Annotated in this window: 16 protein-coding genes; 2 read left to right on the top strand and 14 right to left on the bottom strand. The window is 61.8% G+C overall.

Annotated features, from left to right (window positions below; all coding sequences use genetic code 11):
- Window positions 1-54 precede the first annotated feature (54 nt).
- Both QP965_RS06050 and eccCa read right to left on the bottom strand, forming a co-directional pair.
- Complete coding sequence (locus QP965_RS06050) at window positions 55-1,179, bottom strand: type VII secretion-associated protein (RefSeq protein ID WP_284844388.1); 1,125 nt, start codon at window positions 1,177-1,179, stop codon at window positions 55-57.
- Entirely contained in the window at window positions 1,180-4,899 is a 3,720-nt protein-coding gene (gene eccCa / locus QP965_RS06045) for a type VII secretion protein EccCa (RefSeq protein WP_284844387.1), read from the bottom strand.
- Between the two features lie 154 nt (window positions 4,900-5,053).
- Between eccCa and eccD the strand changes: the two genes are divergently transcribed.
- Both eccD and QP965_RS06035 read left to right on the top strand, forming a co-directional pair.
- Window positions 5,054-6,481 carry a type VII secretion integral membrane protein EccD gene (gene eccD / locus QP965_RS06040; protein ID WP_284844386.1) on the top strand — a complete coding sequence of 476 codons (1,428 nt, stop codon included), beginning with the start codon at window positions 5,054-5,056 and terminating at the stop codon, window positions 6,479-6,481.
- Window positions 6,481-7,629: a S8 family serine peptidase gene (locus QP965_RS06035; RefSeq protein ID WP_284844385.1), complete on the top strand. Its 1,149-nt coding sequence runs from the start codon at window positions 6,481-6,483 to the stop codon at window positions 7,627-7,629. The genes eccD and QP965_RS06035 overlap by 1 nt, the downstream gene beginning before the upstream one ends.
- Here QP965_RS06035 and eccB read toward each other — a convergent pair.
- From eccB to secY, 12 genes are all read right to left on the bottom strand, one after another.
- Window positions 7,619-8,905 carry a type VII secretion protein EccB gene (eccB, locus tag QP965_RS06030; RefSeq protein ID WP_284844384.1) on the bottom strand — a complete coding sequence of 429 codons (1,287 nt, stop codon included), beginning with the start codon at window positions 8,903-8,905 and terminating at the stop codon, window positions 7,619-7,621. The two genes, QP965_RS06035 and eccB, sit on opposite strands and share 11 nt — an antisense overlap.
- Window positions 8,906-8,979: 74 nt before the next feature.
- Window positions 8,980-9,873 (bottom strand): tRNA pseudouridine(38-40) synthase TruA, encoded by an 894-nt coding sequence (truA, locus tag QP965_RS06025; RefSeq protein WP_502869246.1) that lies wholly within the window; start codon window positions 9,871-9,873, stop codon window positions 8,980-8,982.
- 140 nt (window positions 9,874-10,013) lie between these two features.
- Window positions 10,014-10,448 carry a 50S ribosomal protein L17 gene (gene rplQ / locus QP965_RS06020; protein WP_502869245.1) on the bottom strand — a complete coding sequence of 145 codons (435 nt, stop codon included), beginning with the start codon at window positions 10,446-10,448 and terminating at the stop codon, window positions 10,014-10,016.
- 129 nt (window positions 10,449-10,577) lie between these two features.
- Window positions 10,578-11,588, bottom strand: coding sequence for a DNA-directed RNA polymerase subunit alpha (locus QP965_RS06015; protein ID WP_005322760.1), 1,011 nt, complete (start codon window positions 11,586-11,588; stop codon window positions 10,578-10,580).
- 114 nt (window positions 11,589-11,702) lie between these two features.
- Window positions 11,703-12,308 carry a 30S ribosomal protein S4 gene (gene rpsD, locus QP965_RS06010; RefSeq protein ID WP_005322762.1) on the bottom strand — a complete coding sequence of 202 codons (606 nt, stop codon included), beginning with the start codon at window positions 12,306-12,308 and terminating at the stop codon, window positions 11,703-11,705.
- 21 nt (window positions 12,309-12,329) lie between these two features.
- Window positions 12,330-12,734 carry a 30S ribosomal protein S11 gene (gene rpsK, locus QP965_RS06005; protein ID WP_005322764.1) on the bottom strand — a complete coding sequence of 135 codons (405 nt, stop codon included), beginning with the start codon at window positions 12,732-12,734 and terminating at the stop codon, window positions 12,330-12,332.
- A 3-nt stretch (window positions 12,735-12,737) separates the two neighbouring features.
- The gene (gene rpsM / locus QP965_RS06000; protein WP_005322765.1) at window positions 12,738-13,106 is read right to left on the bottom strand and encodes a 30S ribosomal protein S13; all 369 of its coding nucleotides are present in this window, start codon (window positions 13,104-13,106) and stop codon (window positions 12,738-12,740) included.
- Window positions 13,107-13,289: 183 nt separating this feature from the next.
- Entirely contained in the window at window positions 13,290-13,508 is a 219-nt protein-coding gene (infA, locus tag QP965_RS05995; protein ID WP_004566852.1) for a translation initiation factor IF-1, read from the bottom strand.
- A 264-nt stretch (window positions 13,509-13,772) separates the two neighbouring features.
- Window positions 13,773-14,624 carry a L,D-transpeptidase gene (locus tag QP965_RS05990; protein WP_284844381.1) on the bottom strand — a complete coding sequence of 284 codons (852 nt, stop codon included), beginning with the start codon at window positions 14,622-14,624 and terminating at the stop codon, window positions 13,773-13,775.
- A 64-nt stretch (window positions 14,625-14,688) separates the two neighbouring features.
- Window positions 14,689-15,483, bottom strand: coding sequence for a type I methionyl aminopeptidase (gene map, locus QP965_RS05985; RefSeq protein ID WP_269954280.1), 795 nt, complete (start codon window positions 15,481-15,483; stop codon window positions 14,689-14,691).
- A gap of 2 nt (window positions 15,484-15,485) precedes the next feature.
- Entirely contained in the window at window positions 15,486-16,031 is a 546-nt protein-coding gene (locus tag QP965_RS05980; protein ID WP_269954279.1) for an adenylate kinase, read from the bottom strand.
- Entirely contained in the window at window positions 16,031-17,356 is a 1,326-nt protein-coding gene (secY, locus tag QP965_RS05975) for a preprotein translocase subunit SecY (protein ID WP_284766004.1), read from the bottom strand. Before secY ends, QP965_RS05980 begins: the two co-directional genes overlap by 1 nt.
- Window positions 17,357-17,621: the final 265 nt, after the last annotated feature.

Below are 17,621 nucleotides of genomic sequence, written 5' to 3'. Positions count from 1 at the left end.
TTATTGGACTGAACTTTCCGCCAAACGGTTCCCGGCTAGGCAAAGTTTTTAAGACTATTTTTTGACTAGGCTTTCCGTGGCCATGCGACAGGCTGCCTTTTGAACGGCGTTGGAGTTATGCCGGGTATGGCACCCCACGGACATCTGGTGCCCACGGTCTTCCCAGGTAGTCCATTCCACCAAGGAGCCGTCCCCAGGGTCTTCGGTATAGGTCAGTCGCCCGGCCTCATCGGTGGCATCGCGAAGCGCCGGATCTTCGTCAACCTGCGCGTGAATTTCTTTAAACAGGGCATCCGCCGGCACGTTAAACATCTCATCCGCCGCCAGCAGGATGCGTAGGTTTGGGTCTTCCCCGGTGGCGGTGACCAGGCCATCTTCTACCTTGGTGTGGAACCCACTGGGGACGACTACGGACATTCCCTCCACATCTAAGCGCTTTTCGCCTGGGCTCAATTCGTCACTGCCGGAATCTGACGCGCCCGGAATTCCCGGTTGTGGCGAGGCCGGCGCGGACTCCGTTGCGCCCTCGCGGCTTGGCGCGGCAGCGCGGGGTTGCGGGCGCGCGGTATCCGAAGCGGCGTCGCCTTCGCCTGAAGCTTGGGCACCGATAGCCCACCAAGAAGCTCCGGCCACGGCGATGATGACCACGGCAATTGCCACATGAAAGATATCGATAGCTCCGAGCCAACCGCGCAGGCGGTCGGTCCAGCGTGGCGTTACCGGCTCGTCGTAGGCAGGCGCCTCCATCACCGTAGTGGGAGGCGCCGAATCCGTGGCTTCAGTAGCCGGGTGAGGAGGCGGACCGAGTGGGTCCGGGGCCACTAGCGGAGAGATGGTTGGTTCTGGATCGATGAGGCGCACCCCGGTGACTTCCAATTGCCGGCAAATGATGGTGGTAGCTTCCTGCGCAATTCCCGTGCCGGAAGAGTCTGCCACCACGCAGGCTTCCACGTCGGGCCAGGACGGTCCCGCCATCTTGGATATTTGATCCATGACTTGGCCTAAGGCCCAGCCTTCCACAACGCCAGTTCCCGGCAGGTCATAGCGGTAGACCGTTTCGGGGCCTTCAAAGATGGTGGCCGCATCTAGGATGGTGACGGTAATGGGGACGGCGGTGGTCTCCCCACCGGTGGGGATCGGGGTGTCGGTTGGCGTATGCGCGCTGAGATTGGTGGTCATTTACTTCTCTCCTTCTAGGTACACCGCTTGGGCAACGCCGAGGTTTTCACCGCGGATGCTCCACTGACCGCGGCCGGGTGGTTGGTGGCAGGGCTTGAGTCCGAAGATGGTTCCTTCGTCGCGGTCGGCGTCAAAAAGCAGCAGCGCCGGCTGCAGATCGCGAACCGCGGAAAAGAATTGGCCGAATAGGGCGCGGCCGATGCCGCCGGATTTGCGAGCGATAACAAGGTGCAGACCAATGTCGCGGGCATGGGGAAGCAACTCCAATAGCGGCGAGAGGGCAATATCGCTCAGCAGGTCCGCATCATCGATGACTAGGTAAATGTCTGGGCCCTGCCACCAATCTCGTGCGGCGAGCTGCGCTGGGGTAATGTCCGGGCCAGGCAGGCGAGATTCCAGGGTCCGGACTGTATCGACAATGGTCTCTTGCGCACTCGACTGCGTCGCGGCGTAGGCAGCAACCATGTTCTGGTCCAAGGTTCCCAGGTGGGCTCGGCGCTGGTCGATGACCACGAGCCGGGCGTCTTTCCGCGCAAAGGCGCTAATGCCGCGCATGATCTGCGCCAGGAAGGTGGACTTACCACAGCCCTGCGCGCCGATTGCCACTAGGTGCGGCTCACGAGACGGATTCCAGGTCAGCGTATCAAGGTCGCGCCCGCCGATACCCCAGGCGATCTCGCCGGTGAGCACGCCCCCTTGAGCCGCGAGTGCGGACGGGGTAAGCACGGCGGGCAGCAACTTGAGCTGTGGAACTGGGTCAGCCGCAGCATGCACGCGGCAGATGTGGGCTATGTCCTGGTTGGAGGTGCGAGCTAAGAGCATATTCTCACCCGCCAAGGTGAGCCCGCGGCCCGGCGCGCTGGGGAGCTTTTGCTGTAGTTTGCGGTCGATGAGCGAATCCAAGGCCTCACCAAGGCGCAGCTCGAGGCGGTTGGCAATGAGATCGCGGATAGCCGGGCGCATCGTGGTCCACCGCGAAGTGGCAATGATGACATGCACGTGGGCGGAGGCGCCATCGGCGACGATCTCGGTGACCTTCTCCGCTATGTCTTCAAACTCCGCATTCGAGGTACCGATGTGGTGCCAGCCATCAATGACAAGGAAGGTTGCGCACCCTTCTGGGCGGCGGATAAACCCGGCTACTTCGTCGACGATGCGCCGTACCTTTTCGCCCTCCTCACGCCCGGCAACTCCGGCCACGTGGGGCAGGCGCTCTAGGGACGATAGCTGACCGCCGCCAAGATCGATGACGTAGAAGCGTGCCGCCTGCGGGTCATGCCGTAGAGCTAGCGCAGAGACGATCGTGCGCAGCGCACTCGATTTTCCGGACTGCGGGCCACCACACAGTGCCATGTGTCCGCCGTGCTGGGTGAAATCAATAATCAGCTCATCCTGGCGTTGGTAATACGGCCTATCGATAATGCCGATGGGCGCACGCAGCGGCCCTTGGTCCGCTGTGGGCGAGACTGCACCCGCGTCATCTGCACCGGAAAGCCCCGGCAACGCGGATAGCTCAATGACCGGCGGTAGCGGCGGCAGCCAGATGCGGTGCGCCGATTGATCGCGCATGCGGGCCTCTTCCGCCGCGGCGCGAACGACCTCGGTAAGCACAGTGGTGGAGTCATCAAGAACCACCGCAGCGCTAGTATTGTCCTCTTCCTGGGACCAGCCTTGAAAGAGCTGCACCCGGCCTCGGGTTGGGGCTGGGTGCTCCACGGAGGCGTCGGCAAGCGCCCGGCGCGGCAGGGGCCCAGACACGTAGGAAGCTTGAAAGCGGGTCAAGGCCTCGGCATCGGATTTTAGGTAGCCCGCGCCGGGCTGGCCGGGCAGGTGGTAGGCATCGGTCACGCCCAACACCTGGCGGGATTCCGCTGAGGAGAAGGTTTTCAGGCCGATTCGGTAGGACAAGTGGGAATCTAGCCCCCGCAAGCGGCCTTCTTCGAGCCTTTGGGAGGCCAAGAGCAGGTGCACGTGGAGACTGCGCCCCAAGCGGCCGACGGCGACGAAGAGTTCCGCAAAATCCGGGTGCTGGCCCAAAAGCTCCGAGAACTCATCGACGACGATAACCAAGGCCGGCAAGGGCCCATGCTCACGCACGGCGGTAGCAGAAGCGTTGTACTCACTGACATTGGCAAAGTTTCCGGCGGTGCGCAGCAGCTCTTGGCGCCGGTTCATCTCGCCAGAGATGGCATCGTACATGCGCTCTACCAGAGTAGATTCCTCCTCCAGGTTGGTGATCACCGCGGAAGTATGCGGCAGGCGGTCGCAGCCTAAGAATGTCGCGCCGCCCTTGAAATCCACGAGCACGAGGTTAAGCTCGTCCGGACTATGGGTAGCCGCCAGCGCGGTGACAAGGGTGCGCAGCAGCTCGGATTTGCCGCTGCCGGTCGCACCAATGCACAGTCCGTGCGGGCCCATACCGCCGTGGGCCGATTCCTTGAGATCCACCGTGACGGGCTGGCCCGCCGTATCGATACCAATGGGCACCATGAGACGCGCCGACCCCTCCCGGCCATGCCACATGCCACTGGCCGCTAACTCTTCCACATCGCGATAGCCCAGAAGGCCCATAAGGTCACTGCCGCGCCGGCCAGAAGTGCTATCGGGGCGGCGGTAGGAGGCCATACTGCGCGCAAGCAATGTCGCGCCGGCCGCACTCATTCCGTCGGGAGAACCAAGGTCTTCCACCCCTGCCGCGGTGACCACCTGCAGCTGCTCCCCTGCCACGAGGCTTAGGCCTTCGTGCTCAGCGCGTACCCCCAGCGCCGAAGACGGCGCCCCACCAACCTCAATGATGGTGGTATAGGAATCATCGTGGAAAAAGTCTTCGGTGCCCGTGGTCAGCACGCCATCGACTATGAGGATACGAAAGCGCGCCTTTTCCGGTGTGCGCGCATGGGGCAGCCACTTCAGCCACTCCCACTGGCCGCCGATGGCCTCGATACCGCAGGTTTCCGGGCCATGCGCCAACGCTATCTGCATCACCATTGCGCGCACCAAATCGCGGGAGGGATCTGCGGGCTCTTCGCCCCGAGTCGACGCCATACCGGACACGGACAAGAAGCGAAAGGCCTGCAGTTGGATAACCACCGGCATATCGGGCACAGTGCCCACCGCCTTAATTGTCTGGCGCATGCTTACCGCACACACCGGGTCCAGGTCTTCAGTGGCGCCGGAATCCGGCACGTTGATGGGGGTGCACAACGTCGTTGGTCCAGTTCCCACGCGTACCTCGAGGGCGTCCGAGTCATCCGGGCCACGCTCCCACATGCGTCGCGAGCCGACTAGAGTGCTAAGTTCCACCGGTGCGGGGTGGCGATAGCTTTCATGTGCACGCTGCGCCGAAGCATTGCGCAGCGCCTTTTCCCGCAAGGCTTTGATGTGGCGCAGGTAGGTGCGCCGGGTTTCATCCGGATCCTGCCCACTGTTATTGGGCCCGAACATCATGGCCATGCTCGCCAGCATCATCAATGGAAACATCAAGGCCATCGGGCTAATCTGCCGGGATTCCCCAGCGCCTAACACCATGAGGGCGACCATGCCGAGCATCGCCGCAATCATCACCACCGGAAGCAACAGCCGCACCAGCGGCACCGGTTGCGGGCGCACCGCCTCCGGGACTTCCTCCGCCTCGATGCTGCCGGTGGGCAGCGGCGGCGCAGCATCCCGCAATGGCATGGTCAACGGCTCAATGACGCGGGTATCCCCGATCCCAAGCATGCCTAAATAACCTCCCCCGAGCCACGCGCCAAACGCCCTTGGCCCCCTGCCAAGATTCCCCGCGCTGCGGTGGACACGTCGCCACTAGTAAGCCACAATATGTGGCATTGGGCAAGGGGGACGCCCACAATCCATACATTTTTCGGGGGACATCATGACTACTGCAACGGCGCATCATCTGCGCCTTACCGTTCGCATTCATGCCGGCGCCTTCCACAAGGAGGCGGACGTGGCGCTACCGCTAAGCTCCAGCGTGGGAGAGCTTTTGGCGGAGATCACTGACTTGGTGGATGCGCCCACCATTTCTGAACCCTGGCGCGCCAGTACAGTCTCCGGCCGCGCCATCGATCTCACTGCCCCGTTGGCTGCCACTGCGCTCACGGAAGGCTCCATTCTTGTTATTAGTCCGCGCGAGCGCCGGCCTGCACCGGTGATTCGGGATGCAGCGGAATCGCTTGCCGCCACGGCTGAGGAGGATACTACCGCCGCCCTTCCCACCATCTGGGCATGGGCAGGGCTCCTTGCCGCCTTCGCCCTAGTGTGGGTTAGCACCCTTCCCCTAGCGGCGTGGGCGGCCTTGACCGCTGGAGCCCTGTTGCTCGCCTTGTGGACCCGTGCCCTATCACTGGTGCACCTTAGCCTGGTAGCTGGCATGGCGTGTGGCTGGGTGGTGATTTCGCCCTCGCTTGGCGAAGCCCCCTTTGCCGCACTCACCGCCTGCGTCGCCCTCCTCATCGTGCTGCTTGCCTGCCATGTCACCGGGTTGAGCACGGTTCGCACTACTGCCGTGGCACTCACCGTCTCAGTGCTGTTGTTGGTCGCGGCTTTGGGCTACCTGCTGCCCGGACCAGGGACGGGTCTCCAGGGCAGCCACGGTACGGCGGCCGCCGCCTGCGTGGTGATCGCCGGCATTATCCTGCTGGCCGCAGCTCCTGCGCTGACCGTTGCCACTGCTGGGCTCAAAGTCCCGCAGCTGCCCACGGCCGGCCAAGACCTCGCGGTTTCTGACGCCGTCCAGCCGGATGTCGATATCCGTGCCCGGCGCGCCGGCAGCGCCTATGAGGGAATGTGCTGCGGACTGTCGCTCTGTCTCATTCCGGCCCTTATCGCCCTCTCGCTGACGGGCAGTGGTCCGGCCTTGACGCCGACTAGCGGTGCGCCCGATTCTCTCGCCGAGTACGTTGCGGTGCTCTTTGGCGCTGAGCACACCGGCGTGGGCTTCGTCCTAGCACTCTGCGTGACCACCGCGGGTGCCGTCGTCCTGCATGCCGCCCGGCACGGTCGTGCGTTGGCTAGCTGGGCCCTGATGCTGCTGGCGATGACCGCCTGTCTCGCTACATGCTTGTGCGCTACCCACGCGGTGGCGGATTCCGGCCTTGCCGATGCCTGGGCGCCAATCCTTGTTGCCTGCCTGGTTCTCCTCGCCATGCTAAGCGCCCCGCTGTGGGCACCCAAGGTGGCCGGGCTCGAGCCCACCACCATCGCGTGGTTTGAGCGCATAGAATCCCTGGCCATTGCCGCTAGTCTGCCACTGGCCGCGCACCTTGCCGGTGTCTTCGTGCTCATTAGGGGGCTGGGATAATGCGCGTGCTACCTACCGCCTTAGTAGTTGCATTCGCTGCGGGACTGACTGCTGCACCCTACGCGGCCGCGCGCGAACCGGACCGCGAATGCGCCGCCGCGCATTCCTCACCGCTTTCGCCCCAACCAAGTGAGGAGCAGCTAGACTACCGGGCCCGTCTACATTCCTTTGCTACCGGGGAAGGCGTCAAAGTAGCCGTTATCGATACTGGCGTGGCCCGTCACGATCAACTGCGACATCTCAGCAGTGGCGCGGACCTTGTCGCGCCAGAGGCCCCAGAGCCGCATCGCGATTGCGACCTGCACGGCACCGTCGTGGCCGGTGTCATTGCCGGTCACGATATCGGTATCGCCCCGCGAGCAGAGATTTACGCTGTGCGCCAGACCAGCGCGCACTACCGCCAGGAAGCCGAGGACAGTACCACCGGCTCGCTGGACACCTTGGCCCGCGCCATCGATGATGCTGCCGCTGCCGGTGCCCGCGTCATTAACATTTCGGTTGTTTCCTGCGTTCCGCCGGATGTGGCCGCGCAGGTCGATACTTCCCGATTGGATCGCGCTTTGGCACATGCGGAAGACTCCGGCGCCGTGGTGATCGCTGCCTCCGGCAATGCGTCCTCTGGCAGCTGTGAGATGGGTGACCGCGTCTTTCCGGCGGATTCGCCCACGGTGCTCTCAGTAAGCGCCCTCGCGGATTCACACGAACTCGCTGACTACTCGCTGAATTCGGCCGACGGACCCCAGCTTGCTGCGCAAGGTTTCATTCCGCTTGCGCTCAACCCTGAGGGTGGATGGGCCGATGGTAAGGAAGGCACGGACGGAACGGCGCAGTTCCATGGCACCTCCTTTGCCGCGCCGGTGGTCAGCGGCACCGCTGCCCTCTTGGCACAGCGCTTTCCCGACGATAGCCCGGCCGCCCTCCGCAAACGCTTGGAGGAAGCCGCAGAACCGGGACACGGCTTCATCGACCCGCTCACTGTGCTCACTCACGTGGAAGCGGGCGCGGACGTCGATACCCGAGCTATGACCATCCGCCCCGCTAACGAAGGCGACTCGCGCGCCCCCACACGCAGTGCCTGGGTGCTGGGTGGGTTAGCGCTGGCGCTTGCCGCGTGGGCGGTGTGGCGCGGGCTACGGCCTAAGAACTAACCTGCAGAGCCTGCTCACGGTTGAGCGCGGAGCCTTCCGGCAGCAAGCGCAGGATCTCCCACGGCACCTGCGCGCCCACGCCGGTGCCAAGGGCTTCCAAAGTCTCTTTGTCCTTGACCTCGTGCCGCTGCCCCGTGGGTGACACCACGTGATAGCCATGGCCGCTGTCTACGCCTACGCCACCGGCGTTGAGCCCACCAAAGCGATGGGCCACCGACTCACCTGCCAAGGCGACGGTGCCTGCTTGGGCAGGTACCACTACCCCGCCGCCCTCGTTAGCAGCGCACATCCAGCCATCGTCCGGGCTTAAGAAGCGGAAGGACGTGGAAGGAAGGTTGAGGTTTAAGGGGGCGTCGGCAAGCGCGGCCATCTCCTGCGGCGTGGCTGTCGTCTCCTTGGCGCCTACGCCTGCGAGCATCTCCGCCTGCGGAGGCGTGAGCTCCGCTACGCCCTCGGCCGTACGCGCCCACAGGCTCTGCCCAGTATCGACAACCTCGGGCGGATCGGACGGAAAGTTCAGCGGTGGCAGCTCCGCAAAGGCATTGAGCAGCTCAGGCGGCACGGGCCAGGTGTGGGTGTCATCGTCCACGCCCATCGCCCGGCGCACGACGCGCCCTTCGGTGCTGGAGGAATCTGGCAACGCCACGCGGCCTTCCTCTGTGATAAGCCACTGCGTGCCCTCGGATTCCACCAGTGCGGCGCGCTCCTCACCGAGGCTTTTCTGCTCGGGCTCAGCAAGGACAATAACCTCCTGCGACGCTACTTGGTGGCCGCCGATGCTGGTCGGGTTTTCTGTAGACGGCGCCTCATCCTTGCCGGCCAAACACGCTACCCATCGCTGCTGGGGATTCTCGCCTGCCGCCGCGAGGTACCCAGGGGCATCCGAGATACCCACCGGTGAGCCCAGTAGCGCTTCTTGCAGGTGCTCATCCCCAATGGTCTGTGCCTCGGCCGCCTGCCCGGCGATTATGCGCGCCGACGCCAGGTTGAATACTGGGTGGTAGGTGTCGTTGACATCCACAAAGAGCTGTCCCTGCTCCGAGCGCACAATCGGCGCATCACCCGGCTGCGGACTCGGCTGCAGCCATGCCAACATGCCAGAGCCCACCGCAAGGAAGGCGACGCCGACCCCGCCAAAAAGGAGGGCTTTGCGGCGCCTAGCCAATGGATCGTGAATCATGCGGATATCGCCTAAGACAAGCCCATGCTCGACGCGGCGACGCAAGAATTTATGCCCCGAGACCTGGGCCTTGGTAGTAGGCAGCGGACGTGCCATGATTTTCCCCCGAAAAGTCTGTGTACACCCAGCACACAGGCTATCCCAGGTAGGCGACCGCTGCCACTTGGGCGCTAGTCAGCGCTGCGCCTTTCGCGGGTGGCCTCAGCGCGAGCGGCCAGCTGGTCAGCCGCCGGATAATCAACGGCGACCAGCGATAGCCCCTTTGCCGGGGCCACGGGGATGCTGGAAGAGCGCTTCGTCTCCTGCAGCAGTGCCGCAGCGAAATCGGCATCGCGGCGCCCCTCCCCCACGCGCAGGCAGCAGCCCACCAACGAGCGCACCATCGACCAGCAGAACGCATCGGCGCTCACGCGGGCCTCAAAAAGCTCCGGCTCTTCGGGCGTAGAAACGTCGCGCCAAGAAAATTCCTGCAATTCACGGATGGTCGTGGCATTCGGCTTGGCCTTACAGAAGGCTGCAAAATCGTGCAGGCCTACCAGGGCAGTGGCGGCTTCTTGCATGGCATCGATATCCACCGGCTTAATCCATTCGGCCGTATCCCGCGCCCGCGTCGGCAGCGCGCCGCGCGGATTGGTAGTAATCCGATAGATATAGTGCCGACGCAGCGCCGAAAACCGCGCATCAAAACCCGCGGGTGCGAACTCGCACCCGTGTACTCGAACATCTTCTGGCAGAAGCTTTGCTAGCCGACGCACCAGCTTTCCCGGCTCCCCCGCCACCGACCGCTGCGCCAGCATCTCTTCCGGAACGTCCACGTGCGCCACCTGGCCACGGGCATGGACGCCAGCATCCGTCCGGCCAGCTACGGTAAGCGGCACCTCCGTGCGCGCAATCATCGCGAGCTTCTCTTCCAGCACGCCTTGCACCGTGCGCAGGCCACCCTTCTGCTTGGCCCAGCCATGAAAGTCCGTGCCGTCATAAGCCAAGTCCAAGCGCAGGCGAACGAACCCGTCCGCCGGCCCATCAGGAGAAGTCGATGCTGCATCTGTCATAGTGGGCTTCATGCTACCGGAGTGTTTACTACCCGCCGGCGCTGGGTCTGGGTCATTCGAGCGCTGAGCCCTGGTTGGGTGCGGACATGAAAAAGCCGCCGCCCTCCCACGAGTGGGAAAGGCGGCGGCCACGCGCTAGGGCCGAAGGGAAATTACTTCTCCTCGGACTCCTCAGCTGCGGTCTCCTCGGCAGGTGCCTCGGTCTCAGCAGCCTCGTCTGCCTTAGCTTCCTCGGCCTGCATGGAAGCAGCAGCGCGGGTAGCGCGGTTTGCCTCAGAGGTCACAGTCTCCTCGAGAACGAGGGAGATCTGGGACATCGGGGCGTTGTCACCGGTGCGGTTGTCCAGCTTGATGGTGCGGGTGTAGCCACCCTCACGGTTCTCAAACTTCGGGGCAACCTCGTCGAACAGGTAAGAAACGACATCCTTGCGCGGGATGAGCTTCAGAACTGCGCGGCGGTCAGCAACGGTGCCGGACTTAGCCTTGGTGATGATCTTTTCGACGTACGGGCGAAGGACCTTCGCCTTGGCATCGGTGGTCTTGATAGCGCCGTGCTCGATCAGGCTGGCTGCCAGGTTGCTCAGCATGTGAGCCTGCTGCTTGGCGGAGCCGCCGAGACGGGCACCCTTCTTAGGGGTTGGCATTGTGTACTCCTCGTATGCGGTAAAAGTTGAGCGCGCGGCAATAAGGTCATTGCCGCAAGTCAGCGGGGTTCTTTACTCGGAATCCTCAGCAGCCGGATCCTTGAAGTCACCGGTTTCTGCGTCGTAGCCCTCGAGCTGGGTCGGGTCGAAGTCCTCAGGGGTGTCCTTGAGAGCCAGGCCCAAGTTAGCCAGCTTGATCTTTACCTCATTGATCGACTTCTGGCCGAAGTTGCGGATATCCAGCAGGTCGGACTCGGTGCATTCAGCGAGCTCACCCACGGTGTGGATCTCCTGACGCTTCAGGCAGTTATAAGAGCGGACGGAGAAGTTCAGGTCCTCGATCGGCATGCCATAAGCAGCGATGTACTCGGTCTCCTGCGGGGAGGGTCCGATCTCGATGCCTTCGGCAGCGTTGTTCAGCTCGCGGGCCAGGCCGAAAAGCTCGACCAGGGTGCCGCCGGCGGAAGCCAGGGCATCGCGTGCAGAAATCGAGTTCTTGGTTTCGACGTCGATGGTCAGCTTGTCAAAGTCGGTGCGCTGCTCAACACGAGTTGCCTCGACCTTGTAGGAGACCTTGAGGACCGGGGAGTAAATCTGGTCGACCGGGATGCGGCCGATCTCACCGGAGGTAGGAGCGGCTGGGACATAGCCACGGCCGCGCTCGACGACGAGCTCAATGTCCAGCTTGGCGGTGTCATTCAGGGAAGCGATGTGCAGATCCGGGTTGTGGATCTCCACGCCAGCCGGCGGCTGAATATCGCCCGCGGTGACATCGCCCGGGCCTTCCTTGCTCAAGTACATAACAACCGGCTCATCGGAGTCGGAAGAAAGCACCATGCTCTTGATGTTCAAGATGATCTCGGAAACGTCTTCCTTCACACCGTTGATGGTGGTGAACTCGTGGAGAACACCATCGATCTTGATGGAGGTTACCGCTGCACCCGGAATGGAGGACAGCAGGGTACGACGCAGCGAGTTACCGAGGGTGTAGCCAAAGCCCGGCTCGAGCGGTTCGATGACGAACTTGGAACGAGACGAGTCGATGAATTCCTCGGTGAGCTGAGGACGCTGGGAAATGAGCATTGAAATTCTCCTTTTCGGCGACCGCTATTTGACGCCGGTAGAGGGGTAAAAATCTTCGGGATTGAAGATTCCTGGTTATCCGCCAGGCCATTACAGGCCGTGCGGTATAACAGTTTACTTCGAGTAAAGCTCGACGATGAGCTGCTCCTGCAGCGGAATGTCGATCTGAGCGCGCTCGGGCAGCTGGTGCACGAGGATGCGCAGGGTATCAGGAACAACCTGCAGCCATGCCGGTACGTTGGCATCGATGAGGGCGTCCTGAGCATCTTCGAACCATTCCATCTTCTTGGAGCGGTCACGGACATCGATGATGTCGTACTGGGTGACCTTGTAGGAAGGAACGTTGATGTTCTTGCCGTTCACGGTGAAGTGACCGTGGGAGACAAGCTGGCGAGCCTGGCGGCGGGTGCGTGCCAGACCTGCACGGTAAACTACGTTGTCCAGGCGGGACTCGAGCAGGATAACCAGGTTATCGCCGGTCTTGCCTGGGAGGCGGTTAGCCTCTGCGTAGTAGCGACGGAACTGACGCTCCAGCACACCGTAGGTGTACTTTGCCTTCTGCTTCTCCTGGAGCTGCAGCAGGTACTCAGATTCCTTGATGCGGTTGCGGCCAGCCTGTCCCGGTGGGTACGGGCGGCGCTCGAATGCCATATCGCCGCCGACCAAGTCGACGCGAAGACGGCGGGATACGCGGGTAGCGGGGCCAGTGTAACGAGCCATTTTCTTACCTCTTCCTTTCCCTTAAACCTTGCGGCGCTTGGTCGGACGGCAGCCGTTGTGCGGCTGTGGGGTTGCATCCGTGATCGAGGAAACCTCGAGGCCTGCAGCCTGCAGGGAGCGGATGGCGGTCTCGCGGCCGGAGCCCGGACCCTTGACGAATACGTCAACCTTCTTCATGCCATGATCCATTGCCTTGCGAGCAGCGTTCTCGGCTGCCATCTGAGCGGCGAACGGAGTGGACTTACGGGACCCCTTGAAGCCAACGTGGCCGGAGGATGCCCAAGAGATAACAGCACCGGTCTGATCGGTGATCGAGACGATGGTGTTATTGAAGGTGGACTTGATGTATGCGTGGCCGAGGGCCACATTCTTCTTTACGACGCGACGGCCGGAACGGCGCGCGCCGGAACGAGTCTTTGGAGGCATGAACTACTTCTTCTTTCCTGCGATCGTCTTCTTCGGACCCTTACGAGTGCGCGCATTGGTCTTGGTGCGCTGGCCACGTACAGGCAGGCCACGGCGGTGGCGCAGACCCTTGTAGCTTCCGATTTCAATCTTGCGGCGGATATCAGCCTGAACCTGACGGCGGAGGTCACCCTCAACCTTCCAGGTAGCCTCAATTGCGTCACGGAGCGCCGACAGCTGGTCATCATCCAGGTTGTCAGTGCGCAGGTCAGGAGAAATGCCAGTCTTTTCTAGCAGTTCCTTGGCACGGGTTGGACCGATGCCGTAGATGTAGGTGAGAGCGACCTCCATGCGCTTATTGCGGGGGAGGTCAACACCAGCTAGACGTGCCATATGGCGTGTCCTTTCGGGTTGTTACGGCGGTTTTCTCCCCATCCGTCCCGCTCCATGCAACGCTTCGCCCGGACCGTGCCGGGAATCCTTGGGTTGCTTACCAGTGCGGGCTCAGGCCACCGTAGCCTGAGGTGGACAGAGTGAACCTGTGGGTTCACCCTTGGGTGAGGAGGCTTACTGTCTTTACTTGTAGCGGTAGACGATGCGTCCGCGGGTCAGGTCATAAGGAGACAGCTCTACCACCACGCGATCCTCTGGGAGGATGCGAATGTAGTGCTGACGCATCTTGCCAGAAATGTGTGCAAGAACCTTGTGTCCATTGTCGAGCTCGACACGGAACATTGCGTTGGGCAAAGGCTCGATAATTCGGCCTTCTACCTCGATTGCGCCTTCCTTAGCCATAACCTCTACTTTTCTGGCGACGGCCAAGTGTGCCGTCACCTGCATGTTTGTTGTCTACTGCGGTGGCGTATCCGCGCCAGCCTCGCTGACGCTATACACCGACTTAACAGCATACGCTGCAGCGACACGTTTTCCAAACCGCTGCACTTTCCGACGCCCCGTTAGCTCGCCCGCCCCTCCCCCTAAGCCAGCAAAATCCCCCGAACCGATTCTCCTCTTCGGAAGAATAGTTCGGGGGATGAGGCTTTCGCTTAAGCGCGGGCCTTAGTAGATAAAGACCTTATCGCCAACCTGTACATTATCCCAGTAGCGCTTTGCAGCGTCTGGCGGCAGGTGAACGCAACCATTGGAATCAACGGCCGGGTCATCCAGGTGGAAGGCGTGACCGTTATTGGTGAAGTAGATGGAGTATGGCATCGGCGCGTTATTGAACTCGCGGGAGATGTCATGCTCTACCTTGCGGCCAACGTAGAACGTGCCGCGCGGGGTCTCCTGTCCACGCATGCCAGCAGACATGGCCGGGGACACGTAGGACACCTTGCCGCCGTCCTGCAACCAGGTGCGGCGACCGTCGAGATCAACGCATACCTTGGCATCGGCCGGGCACGGGCCACGGTCGAACTGGTTGGCGCGGCGCTGTGCTTCCGCCTTGCGTGCGGCAGCCTCAGAACGAGCCTTCTCAGCAGCGACGCGCTCAGCGTTGGCGCGAGCGGCGGCCTCGCGGGCCTTGCGTGCTTCCTCATTCTTCTGTGCAATCAAGCCTGGGAAGAGGAATTCTACGGCGCCGTCCACAGCGGTCTGGACGCTAGGTGCCAGTTCCGGGGAGAACTTCTCTGCCTGGTCCAGGATCTGGTTGCGGGTATTCCAGGCCTGCTCGCGGCTCTGGCCATGGAAGTTATCCAGCTGCTTCTTTGCCTCAGCGGTGAGCTGGTCCAGGCCGGACTGGGAAGAGAACTGAGCGAGGTCGGAGTTTGCCTTGGAGCTGAGCTGATCCAGGTTCGGAATCTCCTGGGCGGTAGCGGCAGGAGCCGCAATGGTGGTGCTCAAGGCTATCACGCCAGCGACTGCGGGCGCTGCAACCGTGGCACGGATCTTGCGGAAGCTAAATTTAGACATGGCTGTGAGTATAAACCTTTCAGGGGCATATGCCTAGTGCAACAGGCATATCGGGGAATAAATGTCAGTAGCGGCGGGTAAGAATACGGGGCCCATCGGCGGTCGCGGCCACCGTATGCTCCCAGTGAGCGGCAAAGGAGCCATCGAGGGTAACGACCGTCCAGTCATCCTCTAGCACGGCAGAATCCTCTGTGCCCAAAGTTAGCATGGGTTCAATAGCTAGGACGGAACCTTCTTGGATCAGCGGGCCGCGCCCCGGGCGGCCCTCGTTGGCCAGGTAAGGATCCTCGTGCATGGTGCGTCCGATGCCGTGACCGCCATAGCCATCCACGATGAAAAGATCCACGCCGAACTTCTGCTCGGCCCGGCGGGTGGCTTGCTCTAGGGCATGGGAGACGTCGGTAAGCAGATTGCCCGGAACCATAGCTTGCATGCCCTCCATGAGGACATACTCGGTGGCCTTATTGAGGGCTGCGACGTCTGCATCGAGCTCGCCTACTGCAAAGGACCAAGCGCTATCGCCTACCCAGCCATCGAGCGTGGCACCGCAATCGATGGACACCAAGTCGCCATCTGCGAGGACGGTTTCCTTATCCGGAATGCCGTGCACGATGACGTCATTAACGGAAGCACAGATGGAACCCGGGAAACCCTCGTACCCCTTGAAGGTGGGATAGGCGCCGGCATCGCGAATGGTCTGCTCAGCCACCGCATCCAGCTCGAGGGTAGATACGCCAGACGCCGCAGCAGCGCGGACTTCCTGCAGTGCCTTGCCAACAATCTCGCCGGCGGCCTGCATGGCGTCTAGCTCGCCCGGGGTGCGGGCGGGGATGCGCTTACTGCGGCGTCGAAAAGCCATGCTTACTTACCCAGTGCTTCCATCGCACGGGCGTTGATTTCCTCCACGGCGCCTTCGGCCTTGATGGAGATGATGGCATCGCCGTAGTGCTCGATAAGCGGGAAGGTTTCCTGGCGGTAGACACCGAGGCGGGTGCGGATGGTCTCCTCGTTATCGTCGGCGCGGCCACGGGCCATCATGCGCTCAACAACAACATCCTCAGAGACCTCGAAGTTGAGAACTCCGTCGAGCTTCTCGCCCTTCTTAGCAAGCAGCTCCTCCAAGATGTCTGCTTGCTCGGTGGTACGTGGGAAGCCGTCCAGCAGGAAGCCATTTTTGGCGTCATCCTGATTAAGGCGGTCCTCGACCATACGGGCGGTGACGTCGGTAGGTACCAGCTTGCCTGCATCGATGTAGGACTTTGCCTCTACACCCAGCGGAGTGCCTTCGCCAATGTTGGCGCGGAACAGGTCGCCGGTGGAGATGTGCGGAACGTTCAGCTTCTCGCTGAGGATAGCTGCCTGGGTGCCCTTGCCGGCACCGGGAGGTCCTAGAAGTACAAGACGCATTACTTAAGTAGTCCTTCGTAGTTGGATTGCAGTAGCTGGGACTCGATCTGCTTGACCGTGGTCAAGGCGACGGAGACCATAATCAGGATGGCCGTACCACCAAAGGCGGAGGTGCCGCTGGCGGAGGAGCTGCCTACGCCGAGGTCCAAGAGGATATTCGGCAGGATGGCGATAAGTGCCAGGTACAGGGCGCCCACGCACAGCAGACGGTTCATCACATAACCAAGGTACTCCGCGGTCGGACGGCCCGGGCGAATACCCGGGATAAAGCCGCCGTACTTCTTCATATTATCCGCCTGCTCTGCCGGATCGTACTGGACCGAGACATAGAAGTAAGCGAAGAAGATGGTCAGGACGAAGTACAGCACGATGTACTGCCAGGAGGAAGGTGCCTGCAGGTGCGCGATGACATTGCGCTGCCACCAGTTATCCGGGGTGCCGGGGGAGCCAGAGTTCACAATCTGGGTAATGAGGACCGGCATGTAGATAAGGGAGGAAGCGAAGATGACCGGGATAACGCCGGCCTGGTTGACCTTCAGCGGCAGGTAGGTAGAGGAACCACCGTACTGGCGGCGGCCGACCATGCGCTTTGCGTACTGAACCGGAATGCGGCGCTGGCCCTGCTCGATGAAGGTAATGCCAACAACTAGGACGACCAAGCCGGCTACAACCATGGCGAAGACGAGGCCGCCATTGTTCTGCAGGATGCTTGCACCATCGGTGGGCAGGCGGGTTGCGATACCAGCGAAGATGAGCAGGGACATGCCGTTACCGATGCCCTTTTCGGTGATGAGCTCACCCATCCACATCACCAGTACAGCGCCGGAGGTCATGGTGATGACCAAGACAATGAGGGTGAAGAAGTTTCGGTCATCTGCCAAGACCGGTACGCCCTGGCCCAGCAGCTGCTCACGGTCTGCCAGCGCGACGATGCCGGAGGATTGCAGCAACGCCAACGCGAGGGTCAGGTAGCGGGTGTACTGGGTCATCTTGGCCTGACCGGACTGGCCCTCCTTCTTCAATTCCTCAAAGCGAGGAATGACCACGGTCAGCAGCTGCACAATAATAGACGCCGTAATGTACGGCATGATGCCGATAGCGAAGATCGACAGCTGCAGCAGCGCACCACCCGAGAAGAGGTTGATGACGGAGTAAAGGTCTCCGGACTGCTCGGTCAACTGGCGCAAACGGCCAGCAATAGACGCATAGTCAACACCCGGAGACGGGATCTGTGCACCGACGCGGTACGCGATGATCATCACGATGGTGAAGATGATCTTCTTACGTAGGTCGGCATCCTTGAAAGCCTGGACAATGGCGGACACTACAAAATCCTCCTGGCCTACCGCTGCCGAACGCAAAATCTAGGGAGGGTTTCGCGTTCACACACGGAGGTGGAAACTCATCTACCCCTAGGAAACCACACCCCCTGAGCCAGAAAGCTTAGGGGAAGTTCAGGTTTCCTTCAGGGACGGTTGAACACTTATGACCCCATTACCCTACCAGCCTTACCCCACATAGCCACATTAAGACCCAATAGTGTGACCATGATTGCTTGATCTTTCGCGCGTTTTGCATCCGGGGTTTACC

It is taken from the genome of Corynebacterium sp. MSK074 (assembly GCF_030229735.1).
Lineage (GTDB): Bacteria > Actinomycetota > Actinomycetes > Mycobacteriales > Mycobacteriaceae > Corynebacterium.
The sequence above is the reverse complement of the archived record's forward strand: the minus strand, read 5'-3'. Positions and strand labels throughout refer to the sequence as shown.